Annotated in this window: 23 protein-coding genes; 10 read left to right on the forward strand and 13 right to left on the reverse strand. The window is 60.4% G+C overall.

Annotated features, from left to right (window positions below; all coding sequences use genetic code 11):
* Window positions 1–32 precede the first annotated feature (32 nt).
* The 4 genes from LQ215_RS13090 to LQ215_RS13105 all read right to left on the reverse strand — a co-directional run bounded on the left by LQ215_RS13090 (window position 33) and on the right by LQ215_RS13105 (window position 2620).
* Window positions 33–1361 (reverse strand): deoxyguanosinetriphosphate triphosphohydrolase, encoded by a 1329-nt coding sequence (locus tag LQ215_RS13090; protein WP_003199435.1) that lies wholly within the window; start codon window positions 1359–1361, stop codon window positions 33–35.
* A gap of 220 nt (window positions 1362–1581) precedes the next feature.
* Window positions 1582–1917: a hypothetical protein gene (locus tag LQ215_RS13095; protein WP_230150338.1), complete on the reverse strand. Its 336-nt coding sequence runs from the start codon at window positions 1915–1917 to the stop codon at window positions 1582–1584.
* Entirely contained in the window at window positions 1914–2303 is a 390-nt protein-coding gene (locus tag LQ215_RS13100) for a phage holin family protein (RefSeq protein ID WP_223473076.1), read from the reverse strand. Before LQ215_RS13100 ends, LQ215_RS13095 begins: the two co-directional genes overlap by 4 nt.
* A gap of 2 nt (window positions 2304–2305) precedes the next feature.
* On the reverse strand, window positions 2306–2620 hold the full coding sequence (locus tag LQ215_RS13105) for a DUF883 family protein (protein WP_230150340.1): 315 nt from the start codon (window positions 2618–2620) through the stop codon (window positions 2306–2308).
* Window positions 2621–2959: 339 nt separating this feature from the next.
* Between LQ215_RS13105 and LQ215_RS13110 the strand changes: the two genes are divergently transcribed.
* Window positions 2960–4168 (forward strand): ammonium transporter, encoded by a 1209-nt coding sequence (locus LQ215_RS13110; RefSeq protein WP_230150342.1) that lies wholly within the window; start codon window positions 2960–2962, stop codon window positions 4166–4168.
* 8 nt (window positions 4169–4176) lie between these two features.
* On the opposite strand, the gene LQ215_RS13115 is transcribed toward LQ215_RS13110, so the two are convergent.
* A complete protein-coding gene (locus LQ215_RS13115; RefSeq protein WP_230150345.1) occupies window positions 4177–5889 on the reverse strand; it encodes a cation:proton antiporter in 1713 nt (570 codons plus the stop codon).
* 189 nt (window positions 5890–6078) lie between these two features.
* Between LQ215_RS13115 and LQ215_RS13120 the strand changes: the two genes are divergently transcribed.
* The 4 genes from LQ215_RS13120 to LQ215_RS29515 all read left to right on the forward strand — a co-directional run bounded on the left by LQ215_RS13120 (window position 6079) and on the right by LQ215_RS29515 (window position 7967).
* On the forward strand, window positions 6079–6318 hold the full coding sequence (locus tag LQ215_RS13120; RefSeq protein WP_230150346.1) for a glutaredoxin family protein: 240 nt from the start codon (window positions 6079–6081) through the stop codon (window positions 6316–6318).
* A gap of 93 nt (window positions 6319–6411) precedes the next feature.
* The gene (locus tag LQ215_RS13125; protein WP_003199451.1) at window positions 6412–6732 is read left to right on the forward strand and encodes a hypothetical protein; all 321 of its coding nucleotides are present in this window, start codon (window positions 6412–6414) and stop codon (window positions 6730–6732) included.
* A gap of 71 nt (window positions 6733–6803) precedes the next feature.
* Window positions 6804–7694 (forward strand): pseudouridine synthase, encoded by an 891-nt coding sequence (locus LQ215_RS13130; protein ID WP_230150348.1) that lies wholly within the window; start codon window positions 6804–6806, stop codon window positions 7692–7694.
* A gap of 147 nt (window positions 7695–7841) precedes the next feature.
* Window positions 7842–7967 (forward strand): hypothetical protein, encoded by a 126-nt coding sequence (locus tag LQ215_RS29515; protein WP_256211722.1) that lies wholly within the window; start codon window positions 7842–7844, stop codon window positions 7965–7967.
* 691 nt (window positions 7968–8658) lie between these two features.
* On the opposite strand, the gene LQ215_RS13135 is transcribed toward LQ215_RS29515, so the two are convergent.
* Together LQ215_RS13135 and mobA are read right to left on the reverse strand one after the other, a co-directional pair.
* On the reverse strand, window positions 8659–8880 hold the full coding sequence (locus LQ215_RS13135) for a YgdI/YgdR family lipoprotein (RefSeq protein WP_003199454.1): 222 nt from the start codon (window positions 8878–8880) through the stop codon (window positions 8659–8661).
* 75 nt (window positions 8881–8955) lie between these two features.
* Entirely contained in the window at window positions 8956–9558 is a 603-nt protein-coding gene (gene mobA, locus LQ215_RS13140) for a molybdenum cofactor guanylyltransferase MobA (RefSeq protein WP_230150350.1), read from the reverse strand.
* Window positions 9559–9636: 78 nt separating this feature from the next.
* Here mobA and moaB point away from each other — a divergent pair, with 78 nt between their 5' ends.
* Complete coding sequence (gene moaB, locus LQ215_RS13145) at window positions 9637–10176, forward strand: molybdenum cofactor biosynthesis protein B (protein WP_212796917.1); 540 nt, start codon at window positions 9637–9639, stop codon at window positions 10174–10176.
* A gap of 22 nt (window positions 10177–10198) precedes the next feature.
* Window positions 10199–11386: a molybdopterin molybdotransferase MoeA gene (locus LQ215_RS13150; protein ID WP_230150390.1), complete on the forward strand. Its 1188-nt coding sequence runs from the start codon at window positions 10199–10201 to the stop codon at window positions 11384–11386.
* 59 nt (window positions 11387–11445) lie between these two features.
* Here the strand turns inward: LQ215_RS13150 and LQ215_RS13155 are convergent, their stop codons facing one another.
* Entirely contained in the window at window positions 11446–11754 is a 309-nt protein-coding gene (locus tag LQ215_RS13155) for a hypothetical protein (RefSeq protein WP_230150352.1), read from the reverse strand.
* Window positions 11755–11910: 156 nt separating this feature from the next.
* Window positions 11911–12069, reverse strand: a complete 159-nt coding sequence (locus LQ215_RS13160; protein ID WP_230150354.1) for a hypothetical protein — start codon at window positions 12067–12069, stop codon at window positions 11911–11913.
* A gap of 30 nt (window positions 12070–12099) precedes the next feature.
* Here LQ215_RS13160 and yegS point away from each other — a divergent pair, with 30 nt between their 5' ends.
* Window positions 12100–13017: a lipid kinase YegS gene (gene yegS, locus LQ215_RS13165; protein ID WP_230150355.1), complete on the forward strand. Its 918-nt coding sequence runs from the start codon at window positions 12100–12102 to the stop codon at window positions 13015–13017.
* Here the strand turns inward: yegS and LQ215_RS13170 are convergent.
* The 3 genes from LQ215_RS13170 to LQ215_RS13180 form a co-directional block, all read right to left on the reverse strand.
* Window positions 13001–13660: a response regulator gene (locus LQ215_RS13170; RefSeq protein WP_230150357.1), complete on the reverse strand. Its 660-nt coding sequence runs from the start codon at window positions 13658–13660 to the stop codon at window positions 13001–13003. The genes yegS and LQ215_RS13170 overlap by 17 nt on opposite strands.
* Window positions 13657–14550, reverse strand: coding sequence for a sensor histidine kinase (locus LQ215_RS13175; protein ID WP_230150392.1), 894 nt, complete (start codon window positions 14548–14550; stop codon window positions 13657–13659). The genes LQ215_RS13170 and LQ215_RS13175 overlap by 4 nt, the downstream gene beginning before the upstream one ends.
* Before the next feature lie 233 nt (window positions 14551–14783).
* Window positions 14784–15254 carry a hypothetical protein gene (locus LQ215_RS13180; protein ID WP_230150359.1) on the reverse strand — a complete coding sequence of 157 codons (471 nt, stop codon included), beginning with the start codon at window positions 15252–15254 and terminating at the stop codon, window positions 14784–14786.
* Window positions 15255–15736: 482 nt separating this feature from the next.
* On the opposite strand from LQ215_RS13180, the gene LQ215_RS13185 reads away from it, so the two are divergent.
* Window positions 15737–16660, forward strand: coding sequence for a chemotaxis protein CheV (locus tag LQ215_RS13185; protein WP_003183670.1), 924 nt, complete (start codon window positions 15737–15739; stop codon window positions 16658–16660).
* Between the two features lie 71 nt (window positions 16661–16731).
* Entirely contained in the window at window positions 16732–17541 is an 810-nt protein-coding gene (locus LQ215_RS13190; RefSeq protein ID WP_230150361.1) for an MOSC domain-containing protein, read from the forward strand.
* A gap of 189 nt (window positions 17542–17730) precedes the next feature.
* Here the strand turns inward: LQ215_RS13190 and LQ215_RS13195 are convergent, their stop codons facing one another.
* On the reverse strand, window positions 17731–18015 hold the full coding sequence (locus tag LQ215_RS13195) for a pyrimidine/purine nucleoside phosphorylase (RefSeq protein WP_008430672.1): 285 nt from the start codon (window positions 18013–18015) through the stop codon (window positions 17731–17733).
* Between the last annotated feature and the right edge of the window lie 45 nt (window positions 18016–18060).

The raw sequence follows: 18060 nt of genomic DNA on the forward strand, positions 1-18060 counted from the left end.
AACCATTGTAGGAGCGGCAGATCCCCGATCGCTCATTGGCGCGTGCGGCCGGTCATCTCCTGGGCCATTTCGCTGGCGTAGCTGTCAGTCATCCCGGCGATGAAATCGATCATTCGCAGGAAAGCGCTATGCAAAGGGCCGTTGGGATCCGGCGCGTTGTTCCCCAGCAGGTCGAGAATGCGCCGATTCTTGAACGAAGGCGTACGGCCCCCATGCTGTTCGAGAGCGGCTCCGCAAAATCCGTTGAGCAGGATTTCCAGCGTGGTATAGGCGCCGATTTCATGCAGGGTCTTGCGCTTGTCCTGGAAAATTTTCCGCCGCGCCATGTCCTTGGCATTCAACACACAGCGTTTTGCCGGGCCGTGCATATGCTCCACCAGATCCCCCGGCAACGTGCCGGCAAGCAAGGCTTCCTGCTGTTCGACAAACGCCCGGGCGGCGGCGTTGGTCAGGTGTTCGATGGCCTTGCCCCGCAGGATCGCCAGTTTGCGTCGCCGCGAGTCCAACGGCCCCAGCTGCCGGTAGGTGTCCGGAAGATCGTCGCCCACCAGGTCCAGGAGCAGCGATTCCACTTGGGGGTACTCCAGGAGATCCATCTCCACGCCATCTTCCAGATCGATCAGCGCATAGCAGATGTCATCGGCGGCCTCCATCAGGTACACCAAGGGATGCCGTGCCCAGCGTTGATCCTCGATCTGCGGCAAACCGAGCTTGTGGGCAATCTGTTCCAACAGCGGCAGTTCGCTCTGGTAGCAACCAAACTTGTGCTTCTTGTAGCCCAGCGAGTCCGCGTGGCGGGCCGTCCAGGGGTATTTCAAATAGGTGCCGAGGGTGGCATAGGTCAGCCGCGTTCCGCCGTCGAACTGATGGTATTCAAGCTGGGTGAGGACGCGGAATCCTTGGGCGTTGCCTTCGAAGTTGAGGAAGTCGTTGCGCTCGGCTTCGCTCATTGCATCGAGCCAACCACGACCGGCGGCCTGCTGGAACCAATAGCGGATGGCATCCTCGCCGGAGTGACCAAATGGCGGGTTGCCAATGTCGTGGGCCAGGCAGGCCGATTGCACCACCATGCCCAGGTCGCTTGGCTCGCACCAGTCAGGCAAGGCATTGCGGATGGTTTCTCCCACGCGCATGCCCAGGGATCGCCCGACGCAGCTGACTTCCAGGGAGTGGGTCAGACGCGTGTGGATGTGATCGTTGCTGGAGACCGGATGCACTTGCGTCTTGCGTCCGAGGCGGCGGAAGGCACCGGAAAAGATGATGCGGTCGTGGTCCTTGTGGAAAGGACTGCGGCCCAGCTCTTGCGGACTGTGCAGCGGTTTTCCAAGGCGTTCGCGAGTCAGCAGGGTGTGCCAATCCAAGGCCGGTTGCTCCGTTTGATGATGTCGGTGTCCTAGCTTCCCGGTTCGTGGGCTGCCCTGCAAGGCTTATGGGGGAAGGAGCTGCCGAAGGCTGCGATCTTTTGGTTCACTCAGGAATCAATTGGCTGGGGCAAGATCGCAGCCTCGTTGCACTCGACAGCTCCTACACCGCGCTTATTATGCAATCGCGCGGGGGTGAGCTCGCCACGAATGTCGGTCCTCAGGGCTTGCGCAGGTCCTTGGTCAGCTTGATCAACGGCAGCAATGTCGTTGCCAGGCGGATCAGGCCCGTCAAGCCACCGCTGCCACCAGAGCGGGTCCGTTTGCCAGTGAGAAAACCGAGCAGGGACACCGCCGCCACGCCCCACAGTGGCGCGTGCTTGATACCGAAGCCTTCGTGCCAGCTTTGGGTCAAGCCGCGCACCCGTTGCAAGGGTTGTAGCAATTGGCGCGTTTCCTGACGGATTTCCTGGCGATGCATTTCCATGCGCAGACGCACCAGCGCCTTGCGCATTTCCTGTCGTGTCCGGGCTTGAGGAATATCAGGCAGGCTCATGGCAATAGGCGCTCCCGGTCATTGGCCAGTTCTTCGAGAGTGGCGTGGAATGGAGAGGACTCGTCATAGATCGCTGCCTTGAGCCGAAGTCCGCAGAACAGCGCCGCCAGCAGATAAAACAGGCACAAGCCGATAATGCCGGCCAGACGATAGGTGTCCCATACCAGGATCAGCACCAGCGCCGAAAGCCCGACCAACAGCAGCAGGCCGAACACCAGCGCAAGGCCGGCGAACAGCAGGAGGCTGACGGTGCGTGCCTTCTGTTCCTGCAACTCCATGCCGAACAATTCGACGTGGCTGTGCAGCAAGCCAAGGAACGCCGCACCCAGGCGGCGTGCTGTAGGTTTTGTGCCCGCTTCGGACGAGCCGGATTCGTCGATACCCATCATCAGCGCCGTGTCGCCAGCAGACCAATCAGAAAGCCAACGCCTGCCGCAATGCCCACGGATTGCCAAGGGTTGGCCTGTACGTATTCCTCGGTGGCGACCACCGCAGCCTGACCGCGTTCGCGTACGGAATCTTCCGTCAACTTGAGCGTTTCGCGGGCGCGCAGGAGGGTTTCGTGAATCTGGCCGCGCAGTGCATCAGCTTGATCGCCTGCCAGCGTCGCGGTGTGATCGAGTAACCGTTCCGTGTCGCTGACCAGCGTCTGGAAATCTTCCATCAGGGTTTCTTGAGCAGTCTTTGCCTGGGTTCTGGCCATCGTTGGTTCTCCGTAAGTGACGTCTGAAACGTTCGAGTATGAGCCTTGCTGGAAGGTTCAGTACAAGTGACTGGTACAACTTTTGCTCAGGCTTTTGCCATGTACTGGTGCATCAGCCTGTGCCAGTGCGCTGAAGCTGGGCGAAAGCCCGAAAAACCTTAACCCAAATAATCAAAACCCGCGAAGCACCTCCAAGCGGGATTTCGTTTCGTCCGTTCTTGCGCACCAAAGCGGTTCGTCGGCCTGCGTCGGGCCAGCGAATCGTTTCAACTTGGTGCGTTCACGAGGCGAGCGAACCGGTTTGGTGCTTTTTTCAACTTTTTCAGGTCTGCCAATACCATGGAAAATATGCAAAGTGCCGTGGACAGTCTGGTCCACAGCTCCAACACGCTGTTCATCCTGCTCGGCGCGGTCATGGTCCTGGCCATGCATGCCGGCTTTGCGTTTCTTGAAGTGGGAACGGTCCGGCAAAAGAACCAAGTCAACGCGTTGTCGAAAATCCTTAGCGATTTCGCCGTCTCGACCTTGGCCTATTTCTTTATAGGCTATTGGATTGCCTACGGCGTGACCTTCCTGCAACCGGCGGCGGTGCTCAGCGCCGATCATGGCTACAGCCTGGTGAAGTTCTTCTTCCTGCTGACCTTTGCCGCCGCGATCCCAGCCATCATTTCCGGCGGGATTGCCGAGCGTGCCCGGTTCGCACCGCAGTTGTGCGCCACGGTGTTGATCGTGGCGTTTGTCTATCCGTTTTTCGAAGGCTTGGTCTGGAACGGCAATTTTGGCCTGCAGGCCTGGTTGCAAGCCCAATTCGGCGCCAGTTTCCATGACTTCGCCGGCTCCGTGGTGGTGCATGCCATGGGCGGCTGGCTGGCGCTGGCTGCCGTACTCTTGCTCGGCCCGCGTAACGGCCGCTACCGGGACGGCCGCCTGGTGGCGTTTGCGCCCTCTAGCATTCCGTTCCTGGCCCTGGGTTCGTGGATCCTGATTGTCGGCTGGTTCGGCTTCAACGTGATGAGTGCCCAGACCTTGCCCGGGGTGAGCGGCCTGGTGGCGGTCAATTCGTTGATGGCCATGGTGGGCGGTACCGTGGCGGCATTGATTGTCGGGCGCAATGACCCGGGCTTCCTGCACAACGGCCCGCTGGCCGGGTTGGTCGCAGTCTGTGCCGGTTCCGACCTGATGCACCCGGTCGGTGCGCTGGTCACGGGGGCCATTGCCGGTGCCTTGTTTGTCTGGTGCTTCACCGCGGCCCAGGGCAAGTGGAAGATCGACGATGTGCTCGGCGTCTGGCCGCTGCATGGGCTGTGCGGGGTCTGGGGCGGCATTGCTTGTGGTGTCTTTGGCCAGAGCGCCTTGGGCGGCCTGGGCGGGGTCAGCCTGGTCAGCCAATTGATCGGCACGGCGCTGGGAATTGTCGTCGCCCTGGCCGGCGGGTTTGCGGTCTATGGCGTGATCAAGGTCGTGCTGGGTCTGCGCCTGACCCAGGAAGAAGAGTATTACGGCGCCGACCTGTCGATTCACAAGATCGGCGCGGTCAGCCAGGACTGAGCGTCGCACTATGGCTCCTTGTCCTGGTTGCCAGGATAAAAGCCATGGAGCAGGCGATAGCGGTCGTGACGAACCTGATCCACATGATGCCGGACCTGCTGCTCGGGCAGGCCGAGCATGATCAGGGCGTGGGAGGCCAGCATCAGGCTCGACTCCAGCAGCTCCGGGACCACTTCGCTGGCCCCGGCAGCCTGCAACTCGGCCAGTTGGCTGTCGTCACGGGTGCGCACCAGGATCGGCACCTGATGGTTGACCTGTCGGGCCGCCTTGAGCACGGTGATGGCGATGTCGGTCTTGTCCACCGCGATCACCAGCAGCCTGGCGCGGCTCAAGCCAACGGCCGCAAGCAGGTCACCTCGTCGCGAATCCCCGTAATGCACGCAATTTTCCCCGACGGTGGCCTCCCGGATGATCACCGGATCGTCATCCAGGGCGACGAATGCCTGGCCTTCGCGGCGCAGGAACCGCCCGATGGACTGGCCGACGCGCCCGTAGCCGCAAATGACCACGTGGCCCGACAAGCCGGCGTTGAGTGCGCTGATCTGGTCCAGTTGCGCCTCTTCGTTGGGTTTGCGATGCAGGCGCGCGGCGATGCGTGGCGCCACACGCAACAATAGGGGAGTCAATAGCATCGAGCAGAATGTCGCGGCCAGCAGAAGGCCGCTGATGTCGGCGGGCATGAGGCGGTTCTGCTGCATCAGGGCCATCAGGGCAAAGCAGAATTCACCGCCCTGGGCCAGCGCCAGGCCACTGCGCCAGGCGGTTTCAACGTCGCTGCCGCGCCATTTCACCAGGACGGCGACCACGCAGCCCTTGATGAGCATCAAGCCGAGGGTCAGCCCCAGGATCAACAAGCCGTCATCGAGGAACAGCTGCAAGTCGATCAGCATGCCGATGCTGACGAAGAACAGCCCCAGCAGGATGTCGCGGAACGGGCGTATGTCGGCTTCGATCTGGTGCCGGTAGTGGCTTTCCCCCAGCAGCATGCCCGCCAGGAAAGCCCCCAGGGCCGGCGACAAGCCGAGCAGGTGGGTTAGCCACGCCGTCAGCAACACGATCACCAGGGCCAGCAGCACGAACAGTTCTGCGGACCGGGACGCCGCCACCTCATGGAATAGCCGGGGCAACAGCAGCCGGCTGGCCAGCAGCAGGCCCCCGAACAGAACCAGGGTCTTGCCCAAGGTCAAGGGCAGCGCCCAGTACCACGGGTGGTCGCTGCTGCCGGCGAATACCGGCACCAGGGTCAACAACAGCACCGCGACAACGTCCTGGAACAACAAGACCCCGATGGCGTTTTGGCCGTGGCTGCTGAAGATCTCTCCCAGGCTGGTCAACTCCTTGCTGACGATGGCGGTGGAGGACAAGGCCAGCCCGGCACCGAGCAGCAATGCGGCGATCAGAGGCGCGCCGCCCAACGCCAGCAATCCCGCCAGGAGCGCCCCCGAGCACAGCACCTGCAGGCTGCCGAGGCCGAACACGACCCGACGCAGTTCGAGCATTTTCGACAGGGAAAACTCCAGCCCCAACGAAAACAGCAGGAACACCACTCCGAGCTCGGCCAGGTCTGGCAGTTCTTCGCTGTCGTTGACCCAATCCAGCGCGGTAGGCCCGACCGCCAGCCCGACGCAGAGATAACCCAGCACGGGTGGCAGGCGCAGCCGCCTGAACAAGGCGATGACCACCAGGGACGAGGCAAGGATGATCAGCAGGTTGGCAAACAAGGGGAACTCCGTTTCAAGGCTACAACGCACAGCGTAGAGGGGAAAATGCGACAAGCGTCGCTGGAAAAGCATTGGCGCTCAGTGATTTGCATCAGCGTTTTACCGAAACACCTTGAAGCGAGCCAGCGACTCGACGGTTTCCCGGCTCGGGCCTAGAATGACCGTCTATCTTTTTCGGGTCTACCCGCCATGCTTCCTGAATGCCAGTTGTTCGGTACCCTGGGGTGTCATCTATGCGAAGTTGCCGAAGGGGTGTTGATGCCTTTCGTCGAACATGGGTTGTTGGTGGAACTGGTGGACATCGCCGAGAACGAGGCCTTTTTCGAAGCCTATGAGTTACGCATCCCGGTCCTGCGCAGGATCGATACGGGGGCGGAGCTGGAGTGGCCTTTCGATGACTCCGACCGAGTGGCTGCATTTCTGCGTTGATCCATTTCCTGGCTCGCCTCAGCGCGAGGCCATTGGCGAAAGTCGCATTCTTCGGTTACTGTATGTTCATACAGTTATCTGGAGTGCGTTCCCTTGGTCAATGTCGAACAACTGAAAAGCAGCGTGAACAGGATGTCCGCGGACGTTGTGCGCGAGGCAGTCCTGGAGCTGCGCCTGGATGGCTTGGTTACCGAAGGCAAGACCCCCTTCAATAAATTGCATTTCAACACCTGTTTCGCCGAGATCGAAGCGTTATTCCAGCGTGCCGGCTATCACAAACAGTTGGATGTGGTGGGTTACCAAGGCCTGTTGTACGCGCTGTACGATCCGGGTCGCTGGGAGGCGGTGGAAGTACTGCGCTGGTTGAAGGAGTTCACCGAAGCGGCGGCAAAATCGACGTCGGTCACGGCGTAAAGCAATCATCGCTGGGCTGGCTGGTGCGACTGTCGGATAATGCCATCCTGCAAAAAGCCCAAGAGTGTTCAATGTCCGGTTCATCGTTTTCCGCCGCTCATCATCAGGCCAGTACGCTTTATCTACCGCCCGGTTCCTGGCAGACGGTACTGGAATGCTTATGCGAGCATTTCAGCGCCATCAGTCGCGAGCAGTGGCTGGACCGGATCGCTCGGGGCCGGGTATTGGACGGGGAGGGCAAGGCCATCCAGGTCGACTTGCCCTACCGCGAAGGCCTGCGCATCCACTATTTCCGTGAAGTGCCCGATGAGAAGCCGATCCCGGTGGTGGAGTCGATCCTGTACGCCGACGAGCACCTGGTGGTGGCGGACAAACCGCATTTTCTGCCTGTCACCCCCGCGGGTGAATACGTCGAGCAAACCTTGTTGCGACGGCTGATCCGGCGGCTGGACAATCCTCATCTGGTGCCCCTGCACCGCATCGACCGGCACACGGCCGGGCTGGTGTTGTTCTCGGCCAACCCGAACACCCGCTCGGCGTATCAGTCGTTGTTCCCGACGCGACAGATCGAAAAACGCTACCAGGCCATTGCCCGTGCGTTGCCTGGGCTGACCTTTCCGCGGGTGCATAGAAGCCGGATGATCGATGGTGAACCGTTCTTCCGAATGCAGGAAGGGCCCGGCGAGCCCAACACTGAAACGGCCATTGAAGTGCTGGAAAGGAACGGCGAGTTGTGGCGCTATGGCTTGTATCCGGTTACGGGTAAGAAGCATCAGTTGCGGGTTCACATGAATGCCCTTGGGGCGGGGATCTGCAATGATCCGTTTTATCCTGATGTGCTTCGGGATGTTGAGGATGATTACTCGAATCCTTTGAAGCTGCTGGCTCAAGGGTTGCGTTTTGTTGATCCGGTTACTGGGCAGGAGCGGGTGTTCGAGAGCGGTATTTCGTTGCGGTGGTAGTTTTTTGTTCGGGGTATGGTGTGTATATCCGTTATTTAGGTAATGGCGGCTTATGGTTCCGCTCTTACAGCGGGTCACTTTTGGAAGAGCGCCAAAAGTAACCAAAAGCGCTTTGCCCCACCACTTGGTGCCTCGCCTAGGCTCGGCATGCCCTCACTCCGGCATTGCTCCGTGGGCCGCCGCGAAGGGCCATCCATGGCCCAGCGCGGCTACCTCGGCATCCATGCCGAGGTGCCCACTGCGCAATGCCTGCGTTCGGCCAGCGTGGTTTAACGGGGCGTCGAGATCAAGATCAAGATCAAGATCAAGATCAAGATCCAAAGCAAAGCAAAGCAAGAGCGCGGCGCGTCCAGCATCTGTGTGGCTGAGCCACCGCTATCGCGAGCAGGCTCGCACACATGGGGCTGTGGGTATTCACAACATCAGCACACGACACAAAAACCTGTGGGAGCGAGCTTGCTCGCGATGAGGGCAGCAAGCCGAACATCCATGTAGCTGATCCACGCCTTCGCGAGCAAGCCCGCTCCCACAGGAGAAACGCGGTCCCACCCAGAACCAGGTCGGCTATAAGGCCGCCTCGCGGTGGACGTTGATCTCGGCGCCCCGTTAACCACGCTGGCCGAACGCAGGCATTGTGGAGTGGGCATCCCGGCATGGATGCCGGGATAGCCGCGCTGGGCCATGGATGGCCCTTCGCGGCGGGCCCACGGAGCAATGCCGGAGTGAGGGCACACCGAGCCTAGGCGAGGTGCCGAGTGGTGGGGCAGAAGCGTTTTGCTTACTTTTGCGCTCTTCAAAAGTGAGCCGCTGTAAGAGCGGAACCATAATCAGCCGTTACCAAAAAAACGGATATACACCCAAAACCAAGCCCCAAACCAAGCCCAAAACCAAGCCAAAAAAAACGGCGCTCCCCTCTTCAGGAAGCGCCGTTTTTTCTAGCGACATCGGGCAGCAGCGTTACAGATTACAAATCCTTAACGGTACGAACCTGATCCTTGTTCACGCGAGTCTGCTTGCCATCCAGTTGCTCGAATTCGTAGAAGCCGCTTTCTTCATCGTAATGTGGGGTATCGACGGCCTGGATTTCGCGACCGTCATTCAAGGTGATCACTGTTGGCGAAGCGCACCCGGCAAGGGTGGCGAGGCCCAGAGCGAGCATGAACGTGGCGAGGGTCCGTTGTGTCATGGTGTTTCTCCAAAATGGATTCTTCAAGTTACTGACCTTCAGACGTATACATCGCGCGCAAGTTCCTGACTAGTGTCAATCTGACACGCCTTTGTGTCGGGCCAGTAACTCCGGGGTGTTCAGATTGGCCAGGCGGGGATCGTCGGCTGGGCATTGCAGTGCAACCGCGTGCAGTGCGCGCATGATACGACCGGGGCTGCGCTCGCCTTCGCGCCAGGCGTGTTCGAAGCTTGCCGCCAGGGCCAACGGGATGACACACAGCAGCGGCTCCCAGTGCTCGCCGTGCCGCACCATCAGCGGTTTGTCGGGGTGCTGGCTGGCTGTCTTGCGCATGTTGTCGAGCAGGCTCGAGTCGATTTGCGGTACGTCGCACGGCAGCACCAGCAAATACGGATGCTTTGCAGCCTTGAGGCCTGCCCGGATGCCTGCCAGCGGCCCGGGAAAGTCACCTTCCTCGTCATGCACCAACTGATCGGCATACATCGCATAATGTTGCGGGTTGCGGTTGCAGGAGATGATCAGGTCGTCGCTCATGGCCCGGGTCTGGCGATGCAGATGGGCAATCAGCGGTTCGCCCTGCCACGGCACGAGGCCTTTGTCCTGGCCGCCCATGCGTTGTCCGCGTCCGCCCGCCAAGAGCAGGATGGAGCAGGGTGGCAGTGACGTATTCGAGGTCATGGCGTGTCTCCGCACGGGCGAAAAAATGAAGCGCTGTGATATAACACCGGGCTGTTTCCTTCACAACTGGACGAGCCTATGAAAGCCAAGGCTGATGTACCTTTCGTGCCGCTCAATATCGCGGTGCTGACTGTCAGTGATACCCGTACCCTGGAAACCGATACGTCCGGGCAGGTCTTCGTCGATCGGCTCACGGCGGCTGGTCACAATCTGGCGGAGCGGGTCCTGCTCAAAGATGATTTGTACAAGATCCGGGCGCAAGTCGCGACCTGGATTGCCGAGGAGGTGGTGCAGGTGGTGCTGATCACCGGCGGCACCGGTTTCACGGGGCGTGACAGCACGCCGGAAGCCGTCACGTGCCTGCTGGACAAACAGGTCGATGGCTTCGGCGAGTTGTTCCGACAGATATCCGTGGCCGACATCGGCACTTCCACCGTGCAGTCCCGCGCGCTGGCAGGCCTGGCCAATGGCACGCTGGTGTGTTGCCTGCCGGGTTCGACCAACGCCGTGCGTACCGGATGGGATGGCATCCTGGCCGAACAACTGGATGTGCGGCATCGGCCGTGCAACTTCGTGGCTCATTTGAAACAGGCAGCGCCTTGTGAATCCCGTGGGTAAACCGGGCAAGGCCGGCGCCTTGATGGCCGTTGAGGTCGCGTTGGAGCGACTGCTCGAGATGGCGGCGGCCACGCCGATTGTCCAGCGCGAGCCTTTGCCTTTGGCCGCGGCGCTAGGGCGAGTGCTCGCCGAGGATCTGGTGTCGACCCTTGATTTGCCGCCATGGCCCAACAGCGCCATGGACGGTTATGCCTTGCGGCTGGCTGACTGGAACGGCGAGCCATTGAAGGTCAGCCAGCGGATTTTTGCCGGGCAGGCCCCGGAGCCGTTGGCCGTTGGCACGTGTGCGCGAATCTTCACCGGGGCGCCGGTCCCTGCAGGCGCCGATTGCGTCGAGATGCAGGAAAATGCTGTGGTTGAAGATGACCAGCGGGTGCGGTTTACCGAGCCGCTGGTCATCGGACAGAACATTCGCCCTCAAGGACAGGAAACCACTGTCGGGGAGCAGGTTCTCTCTGCCGGCACTCGCCTGGGGCCGATCGAACTGGGGCTGGCGGCTTCCTTGGGCTGTGCATCGCTGCAAGTGGTACGCAAAGTCCGCGTCGCAGTGCTGTCCACGGGGGATGAGTTGGTCGAGCCCGGTCAGGCGTTGGGCCCAGGCCAGATCTATAACAGCAACCGCGTGCTGCTGTGTGGCTGGCTGCAACGCATGGGTTGTGAAGTGATTGACGCGGGTATCCTGCCCGACGATTTATCGGCTACCCGCGAGCGCCTGGCGCAGTTGTCTGATGTCGATCTGATCCTGTCCACCGGTGGGGTATCGGTGGGGGAGGCGGACTTCCTGGGCCTCGCCTTGCGCGAGGACGGCGAGCTGGCGCTATGGAAACTCGCCATCAAGCCGGGTAAGCCGCTGACGTTCGGGCATTACCGTGGCGTGCCGGTCATTGGCCTGCCTGGAAACCCTGCCTCGACCCTCGTGACGTTCGCACTGCTGGCACGGCCCTACCTGCTAAGACGCCAGGGCGTTCAGTCGGTGGCACCGCTCAAGTTCAAGGTGCCGGCCGGTTTCGCCTGGCCGAAGGCGGGCAGTCGACGAGAATACTTGCGAGGCCGCATGGAGAATGGTCGAGCGATCATCTATCGCAATCAGAGCTCGGGTGTCCTGCGCAGCGCGGCTTGGGCCGAAGGACTGGTCGAAGTGCTTGAGGGGCAGACGCTGGTTGAGGGCGATGAAGTGCGCTTCATTCCCTTGAGCGAAGTCCTGGGCTAGCACTGCGGCAGGTGTTCTGCGGCCCGAGTCGGATGCTCGGGCCTTCACGCGCCTCACCTTCATCGCGTGAGCAGCATCACCAGTTGATCGAATCGATTGTTCGCAATCCAGCCCAGCAGGCCGAGCACCACCGCTGCAGCGCCAGCCGAATAGGCCAGCCTGTGGCGGATCACCTTTACGTCGGTGCGAATTTCATCCATGTCTTTGCGGATGTATTTGAGGTGGGTTTCCAGTTCAACGACGCGTGGTTCCAAATCAATTCCTCCGACGGGATTACTGCAACTTTTGCATTCGTTCTGAGTATCGGCTTGCCCGCTTCCAAAGGACGCGCGCTGCCGGGGCAACAGCTTGTATTCACGGTTATGCATGGGACGGTTCATCCCCTTGGCCATAACTGTTCGAACGACTGTTCCGGCCCCAGCGGGCCGTGACGTTTCCATCCATGGGTAGTGCTTCCTTGTGTGATGAGAGTTTTAGCGTTCCAGCAAAACAGAAGGCCAAGGTGTCTCAATACCGCTAGAGGGTCAATTGAGCTGATTCGCCAGATCTTGTAAGAAAACTCTTCGAATCAAGGCGTTCCGGTCAAATGAGCTGCCCTGCGGGTTTTCCCGGGACAAGCCTTCCTGCTTTTTTTCAAAAAATTGAGGCGCGCCGGGCTTTTTCGGTCGATTGAGCGGTCCCATTTCCTGAACCTTCCAATCACGGAGACAACGATGAGCAAAGGCAAGGCGCTGTTGATTTTGCATGGCAAGCAAGCGCTCAACGAAGAGGTTCGCACCGCCGTGATGCTCAAGCGTGAGCAGGGCTGGGACCTGGCGGTACGGTTGACTTGGGAGGCGGGTGATGCCCAACGATGCGTCGATGAGGCGCTGGAGGCCGGGTATACGCGACTGATCGCCGGCGGCGGTGATGGGACCTTGCGTGATATCGCCGAAGCGATCGTCCTCAATTCCAGTGATGCCAGCCTGGTATTGCTGCCGCTGGGCACTGCCAACGATTTCGCCCGGGCGGCCGGTGTTCCGTTGGAGCCTGCGCAGGCCCTGGATTTGCTCGACGTTGCGCCACAGGCCGTTGATGTGGGCGAAGTCTGCGGTCGGATTTTCCTGAACATGGCCACCGGCGGTTTCGGCAGTCAGGTGACGGCGAACACCTCCGAGGACCTGAAGAAAGTCCTGGGAGGCGCGGCCTACCTGTTCACCGGCCTATCGCGATTCAGTGAGCTGAGTGCCGCCTATGGTGAGTTGCAAGGTCCCGATTTCCACTGGCAGGGCGATTTGCTCGCGCTGGGTATCGGCAATGGCCGGCAGGCGGGGGGTGGCCATGTGCTGTGCCCAGAGGCGTTGGCCAATGATGGGTTGCTGGACATCAGCATCTTGCCGGCGCCTCAGGAAGTGGTCAGTACGTTGAAGGACTTGCTGGCGGGTGGCCTGGGCATCGACAACATGTTTGTCCGCGCGCGCTTGCCATGGGTGGAGATCAAGGTCGCGCAAGGCCTGGATATCAACCTCGATGGCGAGCCGTTGCAGATAGACGCCCTGCGCTTCACGGTCCACCCAAAAGCGTTGCGCGTGCACCTGCCGCCCGATTCGCCGCTGTTGGGCGGCGCGACGGCGCTCAATCGTCCAGGCTGATGATCTGTTCGCGCACCGCGAACAGTACGAGGCCGGCCACGTCATGGATCTGCAGGCGCTTCATGATTTGCGCCCGGTGGGTCTCCACGGTCTTGATGCTCAGGTTCAGGCCGTTGGCTATTTCCCGGGTGGACTTGCCACGCACGATCAGCCGCAATATTTCCAACTGGCGTGCCGTCAGGTTATGAGCCCGAGCGGGATCCGACTGATGCTTCTGGACGCGGGTCAGCGCCTGGTTGATCACCGTATGGGCGATGGCCGGGCTCAGGTAGCGTTCGTTGTTGCGCAGCGCTTCCAGTGCATGTTTCAGCTCATTGGCGGTGGTGTCCTTGAGCAGGTAGCCATGGGCGCCGGATTCCAGTGCCTGCATGATCAGCGCCGGATCCGTATGCATGGACAGGATCAGCACCTTGCTGTGGGGGCGCACCCGCTTGAGCTGTTGCAAGGCGTCCAGGCCGCAGGTGTCCTTCATGGAAATGTCCAGCAGCACGATATCGGGGTTCAACCGTTGGACCAGTTCGACCAATTGCGTGCCATCACTGGCTTCGCCGATGACGGCATAGCCCGGGATATCCATGACCAGCGCGCGTACGCCGGCCCGGATCAGGGAGTGGTCATCTACCAGGAGCAAATTACAAATCAAAGGAAAACCTTATTCTTACTGGCTCGTTCCAGGGCTCGCGGTGCCCAGGGAAAGCGTGCTTCGATGTGCGTGCCTTTACCGGCCTCGCTGACGACCTTGAGGGTGCCGCCCAATTGTTCGACCCGCTCCGACATGCCGGCCATGCCCCGTTGACCTTCGCGAGCGGGGTGGATGGCCGGGACAAACCCCTGGCCATCGTCGCTGATCAGCAGCGTCAGGCCTTCAGGCAGGCGTTGCAAGCGTACCAGCAGATTCGTCGCCCGGGCATGACGCAAGATGTTGGTGACCGCTTCCTGGGTGATCCGGAACACCGCGACCGACATTTCCTCCGGAATGCCCGCCATGCGCTGTTGGCAATCGAGGCTCCACTTGACCGGGGCGTTGGCCAGCGTCTTGAGCAGGTGTGCCCGCAGGCTGGCTTCCAGTCCAAGGCTGGTCAGTTGCCGGGGGTTGAGGATCGCCGATACGTCGCGGACCTTGTTGAGGGTTTCGTCCAGGGTCTCGCAGAGTAGCGCGCACTGGCCTTGCAGTTCTTCCGGCGTTCGCCGCTTGAGCCATTCGCCTTGCAGTTTCGCCGCGGTCAGCAACTGGCCAATGTCGTCGTGCAATTCGCGGCTGAGCCGATGGCGTTCGTTTTCCTGGACCTCAAGCAACCGGTCGGCCAGTTCCTGGGGCTGGAACTTGATGGATTTGCGTGACAACCGATGGTGGATCCAGACACAGGTCATGGCCGCCACATTCAGTACCAGCAGGCTCAACGGCACCGTAGGGGCGAACAGGTAGGCCAGCAGGCAGCCGACGGCCGAGCAAATGCACAGTAATAATGTGAAGCGACGGGCGTTTTCTCGGGAGGGAGGCCAGGTGATGAATGACTTGAGGCTGGCGTACATAGCGGATGGAGCCAATGAATGTTCGCTGCGGGCTGGCCGGTCAGCGCATCTGACAGGCCCGGTCGGGTAAACGTTTCAGGTCGAGGGCAGCTTCGGTCGGCGGCTTTTATGGCGCTGTCTTGAAGTGGCTGACGCGCGAGATAGTACCACTTCGCCTATCGTTGGTCGCGCTCGGCATGGCGCGGTGAAAGCGCTACGTACCAGGCACGCCGCACCGGGTCGGCATCATCGTCTCAGGCTTGTTTCTGGGAGTAGGGTACCAACGCCAGCGGACGTGATGCTGCCAGTGCCTGGCCGGGGCTTTGGCCTACCTGGAAAGCGAAGGCCTCGATCAACGAAATCTGTTCACTGCTGTCCAGTCCCAACTGGCCGGTGGTGTGATCGACCAGTTCCAATTGCCAGGCCATCAGGGTTAGACAATCCTTCAGGGCGTCCAGGGCCTGGTCATGCAACTCCATGTGGTTTTGCGCGTGACTGAGCAGACCATGGATGTGCAAGGAAAACTCCGAAACGGCTTCCAGCGCCAAGGCACTGGCCTTGTTCGACAGTTTCAGCAAGGTGCTGAGCATGCAATCGATGGCGTCCTTGTCGTTGTTGATCAATTGCAGATGGCTCAGGCATTCCTCCGACTTGGCCAACAGCGTCTCGGCCTCGACCAGAAGCTCGGGAAGACGCTGACTCCAGTTCTTGCGATCGTTCGGCATGCTTATCTCCACAACATCATGTCAGGCGAAAGAAAACCGCTTATGGCGAACGGCTGGATCTCAAGGTCGACCGCGGTCGGACGCACGGCGACACGCCCCGGCCGTTGCGCGAAAGCTAATTCGCAAACAATTGCACGGGTGGGATCGGCCGAAAGGCTGGAGGTCCGATGTCCTGTGGTCGCGCACAAAAGCCTGACTCCGTTCAGCAATGAGAATGGCGTCACATTAATGGCTATTGGATAACGGGAATATCAGGTTGGACCTGATTGTGCCTAGGGGAATCCCTTAGACAGCGGAACTTTGCACGCAAACCAGGGTCGCGCGGCAGGGAGAAACGGCAGATGAAATCATGAAGCCAGTAAAGCATGATGTTAATGTGACATCAATGCCCCGCGCTTGTATTTTATCCGGGGGTCAAGATTCGGCTCGTGCAGTCGATATCTCTTTTATTGGATTCATCCGAACAAGCCCAGGAGTCATCGATGGCCGGCATTCTCGACACAGTAGATCAACGAACCCAACTGGTGGGTGAGAATCGCCTGGAAATTCTCATGTTCCGCCTGGCGGGTCGACAGTTGTTCGCCATTAACGTGTTCAAGGTCCAGGAAGTGCTGCAACTGCCAAAGCTGACCCTGATGCCGCAGCGCCACCCGTTCGTGTGCGGCGTAGTCAATCTGCGGGGCCAGACGTTGCCGGTGATCGACCTGTCCCAGGCCATTGGCATGCGTCCGCTGGTGCCGGGCCCCAACAGCACCATTATCGTCACCGAATACAACCGCTCGGTTCAGGCATTTTTGGTAGGCGGCGTCGACCGCATCGTCAACATGAACTGGGAAGCTATCCTGCCACCGCCGACCAGCGCTGGCCGCGAGCACTACCTGACGGCCATCAGCAAGGTGGACGATCAGTTGGTGGAAATCATCGACGTGGAAAAAGTCCTGGCCGAAATCGTGCCGTACAACGCCAAGGTCTCCCGGGACAAGCTCGAGGACCCGGTGCTGGAGCGCGCCCGTGGCCGCGAAGTGTTGCTGGTGGACGACTCCAATGTCGCGCTCTCGCAACTGCGCGATACCCTGGGGCAACTGGGCGTGAAAATGCACATCGCCAGCGACGGCCTCAAAGCCCTGAACATGCTCAAGGCCTGGGCCGATACCGGCGAGGTGATGACCGATAAATTGCTGATGATCTTCACCGACGCGGAAATGCCCGAAATGGACGGCTACCGCCTGACCACCGAAATCCGCAACGACCCGCGTTTGCGTGGGCTCTATGTCGTACTGCATACCTCGCTGTCCGGCAGCTTCAACGATTCGATGGTCAAGAAGGTCGGTTGCGACAACTTCCTCTCCAAATTCCAGCCGGACAAGCTGGTCGATGTGGTGCGCCAGCGGCTGATGCTCGACTGAAACCGATGCTGGTTTGCTTCAATGGCCGGCTCGTATAAGGTGGCATTTTTTCGCCACCAGGGAAGTTGACCATGTTGCGGCTGAGCGCGCTGTATCGGTATCCGTTGAAGTCCGGCAAGGGTCAACCTTTGCAAGGGATCGGCCTTGACAAGCTCGGGCTGGACGGTGACCGGCGCTGGATGTTGGTGGATGAGGGCACGGGGCGGTTCCTGACCCAGCGCGCCGTGGCGAAGATGAGCCAGCTCTGCGCCTTGTGGAACGAAGCGGGCGGCCTGACGCTCAGCGCGCCGGGCCATGGCGCCATCGACGTGCCGCTGCCGCCAACGGTGGAGGAACAGCGGCGCGGGGTGATCATCTGGCGTGACACCTTGCGGGTGCCGGATGCCGGCGACGAGGCCGCGGCCTGGGTCAGCGAATTCATTGGCAATCCCACCCGCCTGGTGCATGTGCCGGTAGATCTGGCGCGTACCACCGCCGCCGGTTATGGCAAGGATGACGACAAGGTCGCCTTTGCCGATGGTTTCCCCCTGATGCTGATTGGCCAGGCGTCCTTGCAGGACCTGTCGAGTCGGGTCGGTCGTTCGCTGGAAATGCTGCGCTTTCGTCCCAACCTGGTGGTCGAAGGCAGTGAGGCGTTTGCCGAGGACGACTGGAAGCGCATTCGTATCGGCGAGGTTGAGTTCCGGCTGGTCAAGCCATGCTCACGTTGCATCATGACCACGGTCGATCCGCAAACCGGCGAACGCGATCCGAATCGCGAACCCTTCGCCACGTTGCAGCAATACCGTTCGACACCGGACGGTGCGATGTTCGGCCAGAACCTGGTCAACGACAGCAACGGTCGGCTTGAAGTCGGCATGCCGGTTGAAGTGCTCGAATAAAAAGAGCGGTGAACAAAAAATGCCCGTGTCGCTGGACACGGGCATTGTTGTTTAAGGCTGGGCTGCATTGTAGGAGCTGCCGAAGGCTGCGATCTCTTGATCTTTCGCTTGAGACTCAAGTGTCCGGGAAAGATCGCAGCCTCGCTTCGCTCGACAGCTCCTACATCGCCACGGCCTGTGCGCGCAGGCTTAGCCGCGGTATTCGCACAGGTAAGCGGTATCGACGGCTACTTTGAGCTGGAACTTGCTGTTGGCCGGGACATTGAACTGGCTGCCGGCGGCAAAAGTTTCCCAGTCGGCGCTGTCGGGCAGCTTCACGGTCAGGGCGCCGGAGACCACGTGCATGATTTCCCGTTGGGCCGTGCCGAACTCATATTCGCCCGGTGCCATGACGCCGATGGTCGCAGGGCCTTCGGCAGTGCCAAAAGCGATCGACTTGACGGTGCCGTCGAAGTACTCGTTGACTTTAAACATGGGCGATTCCTCGAAAAAGGGGCTGAAAAAGGCCGGCCAGTATGC

It is taken from the genome of Pseudomonas brassicacearum (genome assembly GCF_918698105.1).
Taxonomy (GTDB): domain Bacteria; phylum Pseudomonadota; class Gammaproteobacteria; order Pseudomonadales; family Pseudomonadaceae; genus Aquipseudomonas; species Aquipseudomonas brassicacearum_F.

Bases quoted from the DNA above. Each gene is read 5' to 3' on its own strand.
- LQ215_RS13100 (WP_223473076.1), bottom strand. From the start codon at position 2,303: ATGGGTATCGACGAATCCGGCTCGTCCGAAGCGGGCACAAAACCTACA.
- yegS (WP_230150355.1), top strand. From the start codon at position 12,100: ATGAGCAAAGGCAAGGCGCTGTTGATTTTGCATGGCAAGCAAGCGCTC.
- LQ215_RS13180 (WP_230150359.1), bottom strand. From the start codon at position 15,254: ATGCCGAACGATCGCAAGAACTGGAGTCAGCGTCTTCCCGAGCTTCTG.
- LQ215_RS13130 (WP_230150348.1), top strand. From the start codon at position 6,804: ATGTCCGGTTCATCGTTTTCCGCCGCTCATCATCAGGCCAGTACGCTT.
- mobA (WP_230150350.1), bottom strand. From the start codon at position 9,558: ATGACCTCGAATACGTCACTGCCACCCTGCTCCATCCTGCTCTTGGCG.
- LQ215_RS13155 (WP_230150352.1), bottom strand. From the start codon at position 11,754: ATGCATAACCGTGAATACAAGCTGTTGCCCCGGCAGCGCGCGTCCTTT.
- LQ215_RS13095 (WP_230150338.1), bottom strand. From the start codon at position 1,917: ATGAGCCTGCCTGATATTCCTCAAGCCCGGACACGACAGGAAATGCGC.
- LQ215_RS13150 (WP_230150390.1), top strand. From the start codon at position 10,199: ATGGCCGTTGAGGTCGCGTTGGAGCGACTGCTCGAGATGGCGGCGGCC.
- LQ215_RS13135 (WP_003199454.1), bottom strand. From the start codon at position 8,880: ATGACACAACGGACCCTCGCCACGTTCATGCTCGCTCTGGGCCTCGCC.
- LQ215_RS13190 (WP_230150361.1), top strand. From the start codon at position 16,732: ATGTTGCGGCTGAGCGCGCTGTATCGGTATCCGTTGAAGTCCGGCAAG.
- LQ215_RS13175 (WP_230150392.1), bottom strand. From the start codon at position 14,550: ATGTACGCCAGCCTCAAGTCATTCATCACCTGGCCTCCCTCCCGAGAA.
- LQ215_RS13195 (WP_008430672.1), bottom strand. From the start codon at position 18,015: ATGTTTAAAGTCAACGAGTACTTCGACGGCACCGTCAAGTCGATCGCT.
- LQ215_RS29515 (WP_256211722.1), top strand. From the start codon at position 7,842: ATGCCCTCACTCCGGCATTGCTCCGTGGGCCGCCGCGAAGGGCCATCC.
- LQ215_RS13110 (WP_230150342.1), top strand. From the start codon at position 2,960: ATGGAAAATATGCAAAGTGCCGTGGACAGTCTGGTCCACAGCTCCAAC.
- moaB (WP_212796917.1), top strand. From the start codon at position 9,637: ATGAAAGCCAAGGCTGATGTACCTTTCGTGCCGCTCAATATCGCGGTG.
- LQ215_RS13120 (WP_230150346.1), top strand. From the start codon at position 6,079: ATGCTTCCTGAATGCCAGTTGTTCGGTACCCTGGGGTGTCATCTATGC.
- LQ215_RS13105 (WP_230150340.1), bottom strand. From the start codon at position 2,620: ATGGCCAGAACCCAGGCAAAGACTGCTCAAGAAACCCTGATGGAAGAT.
- LQ215_RS13160 (WP_230150354.1), bottom strand. From the start codon at position 12,069: ATGGGACCGCTCAATCGACCGAAAAAGCCCGGCGCGCCTCAATTTTTT.
- LQ215_RS13185 (WP_003183670.1), top strand. From the start codon at position 15,737: ATGGCCGGCATTCTCGACACAGTAGATCAACGAACCCAACTGGTGGGT.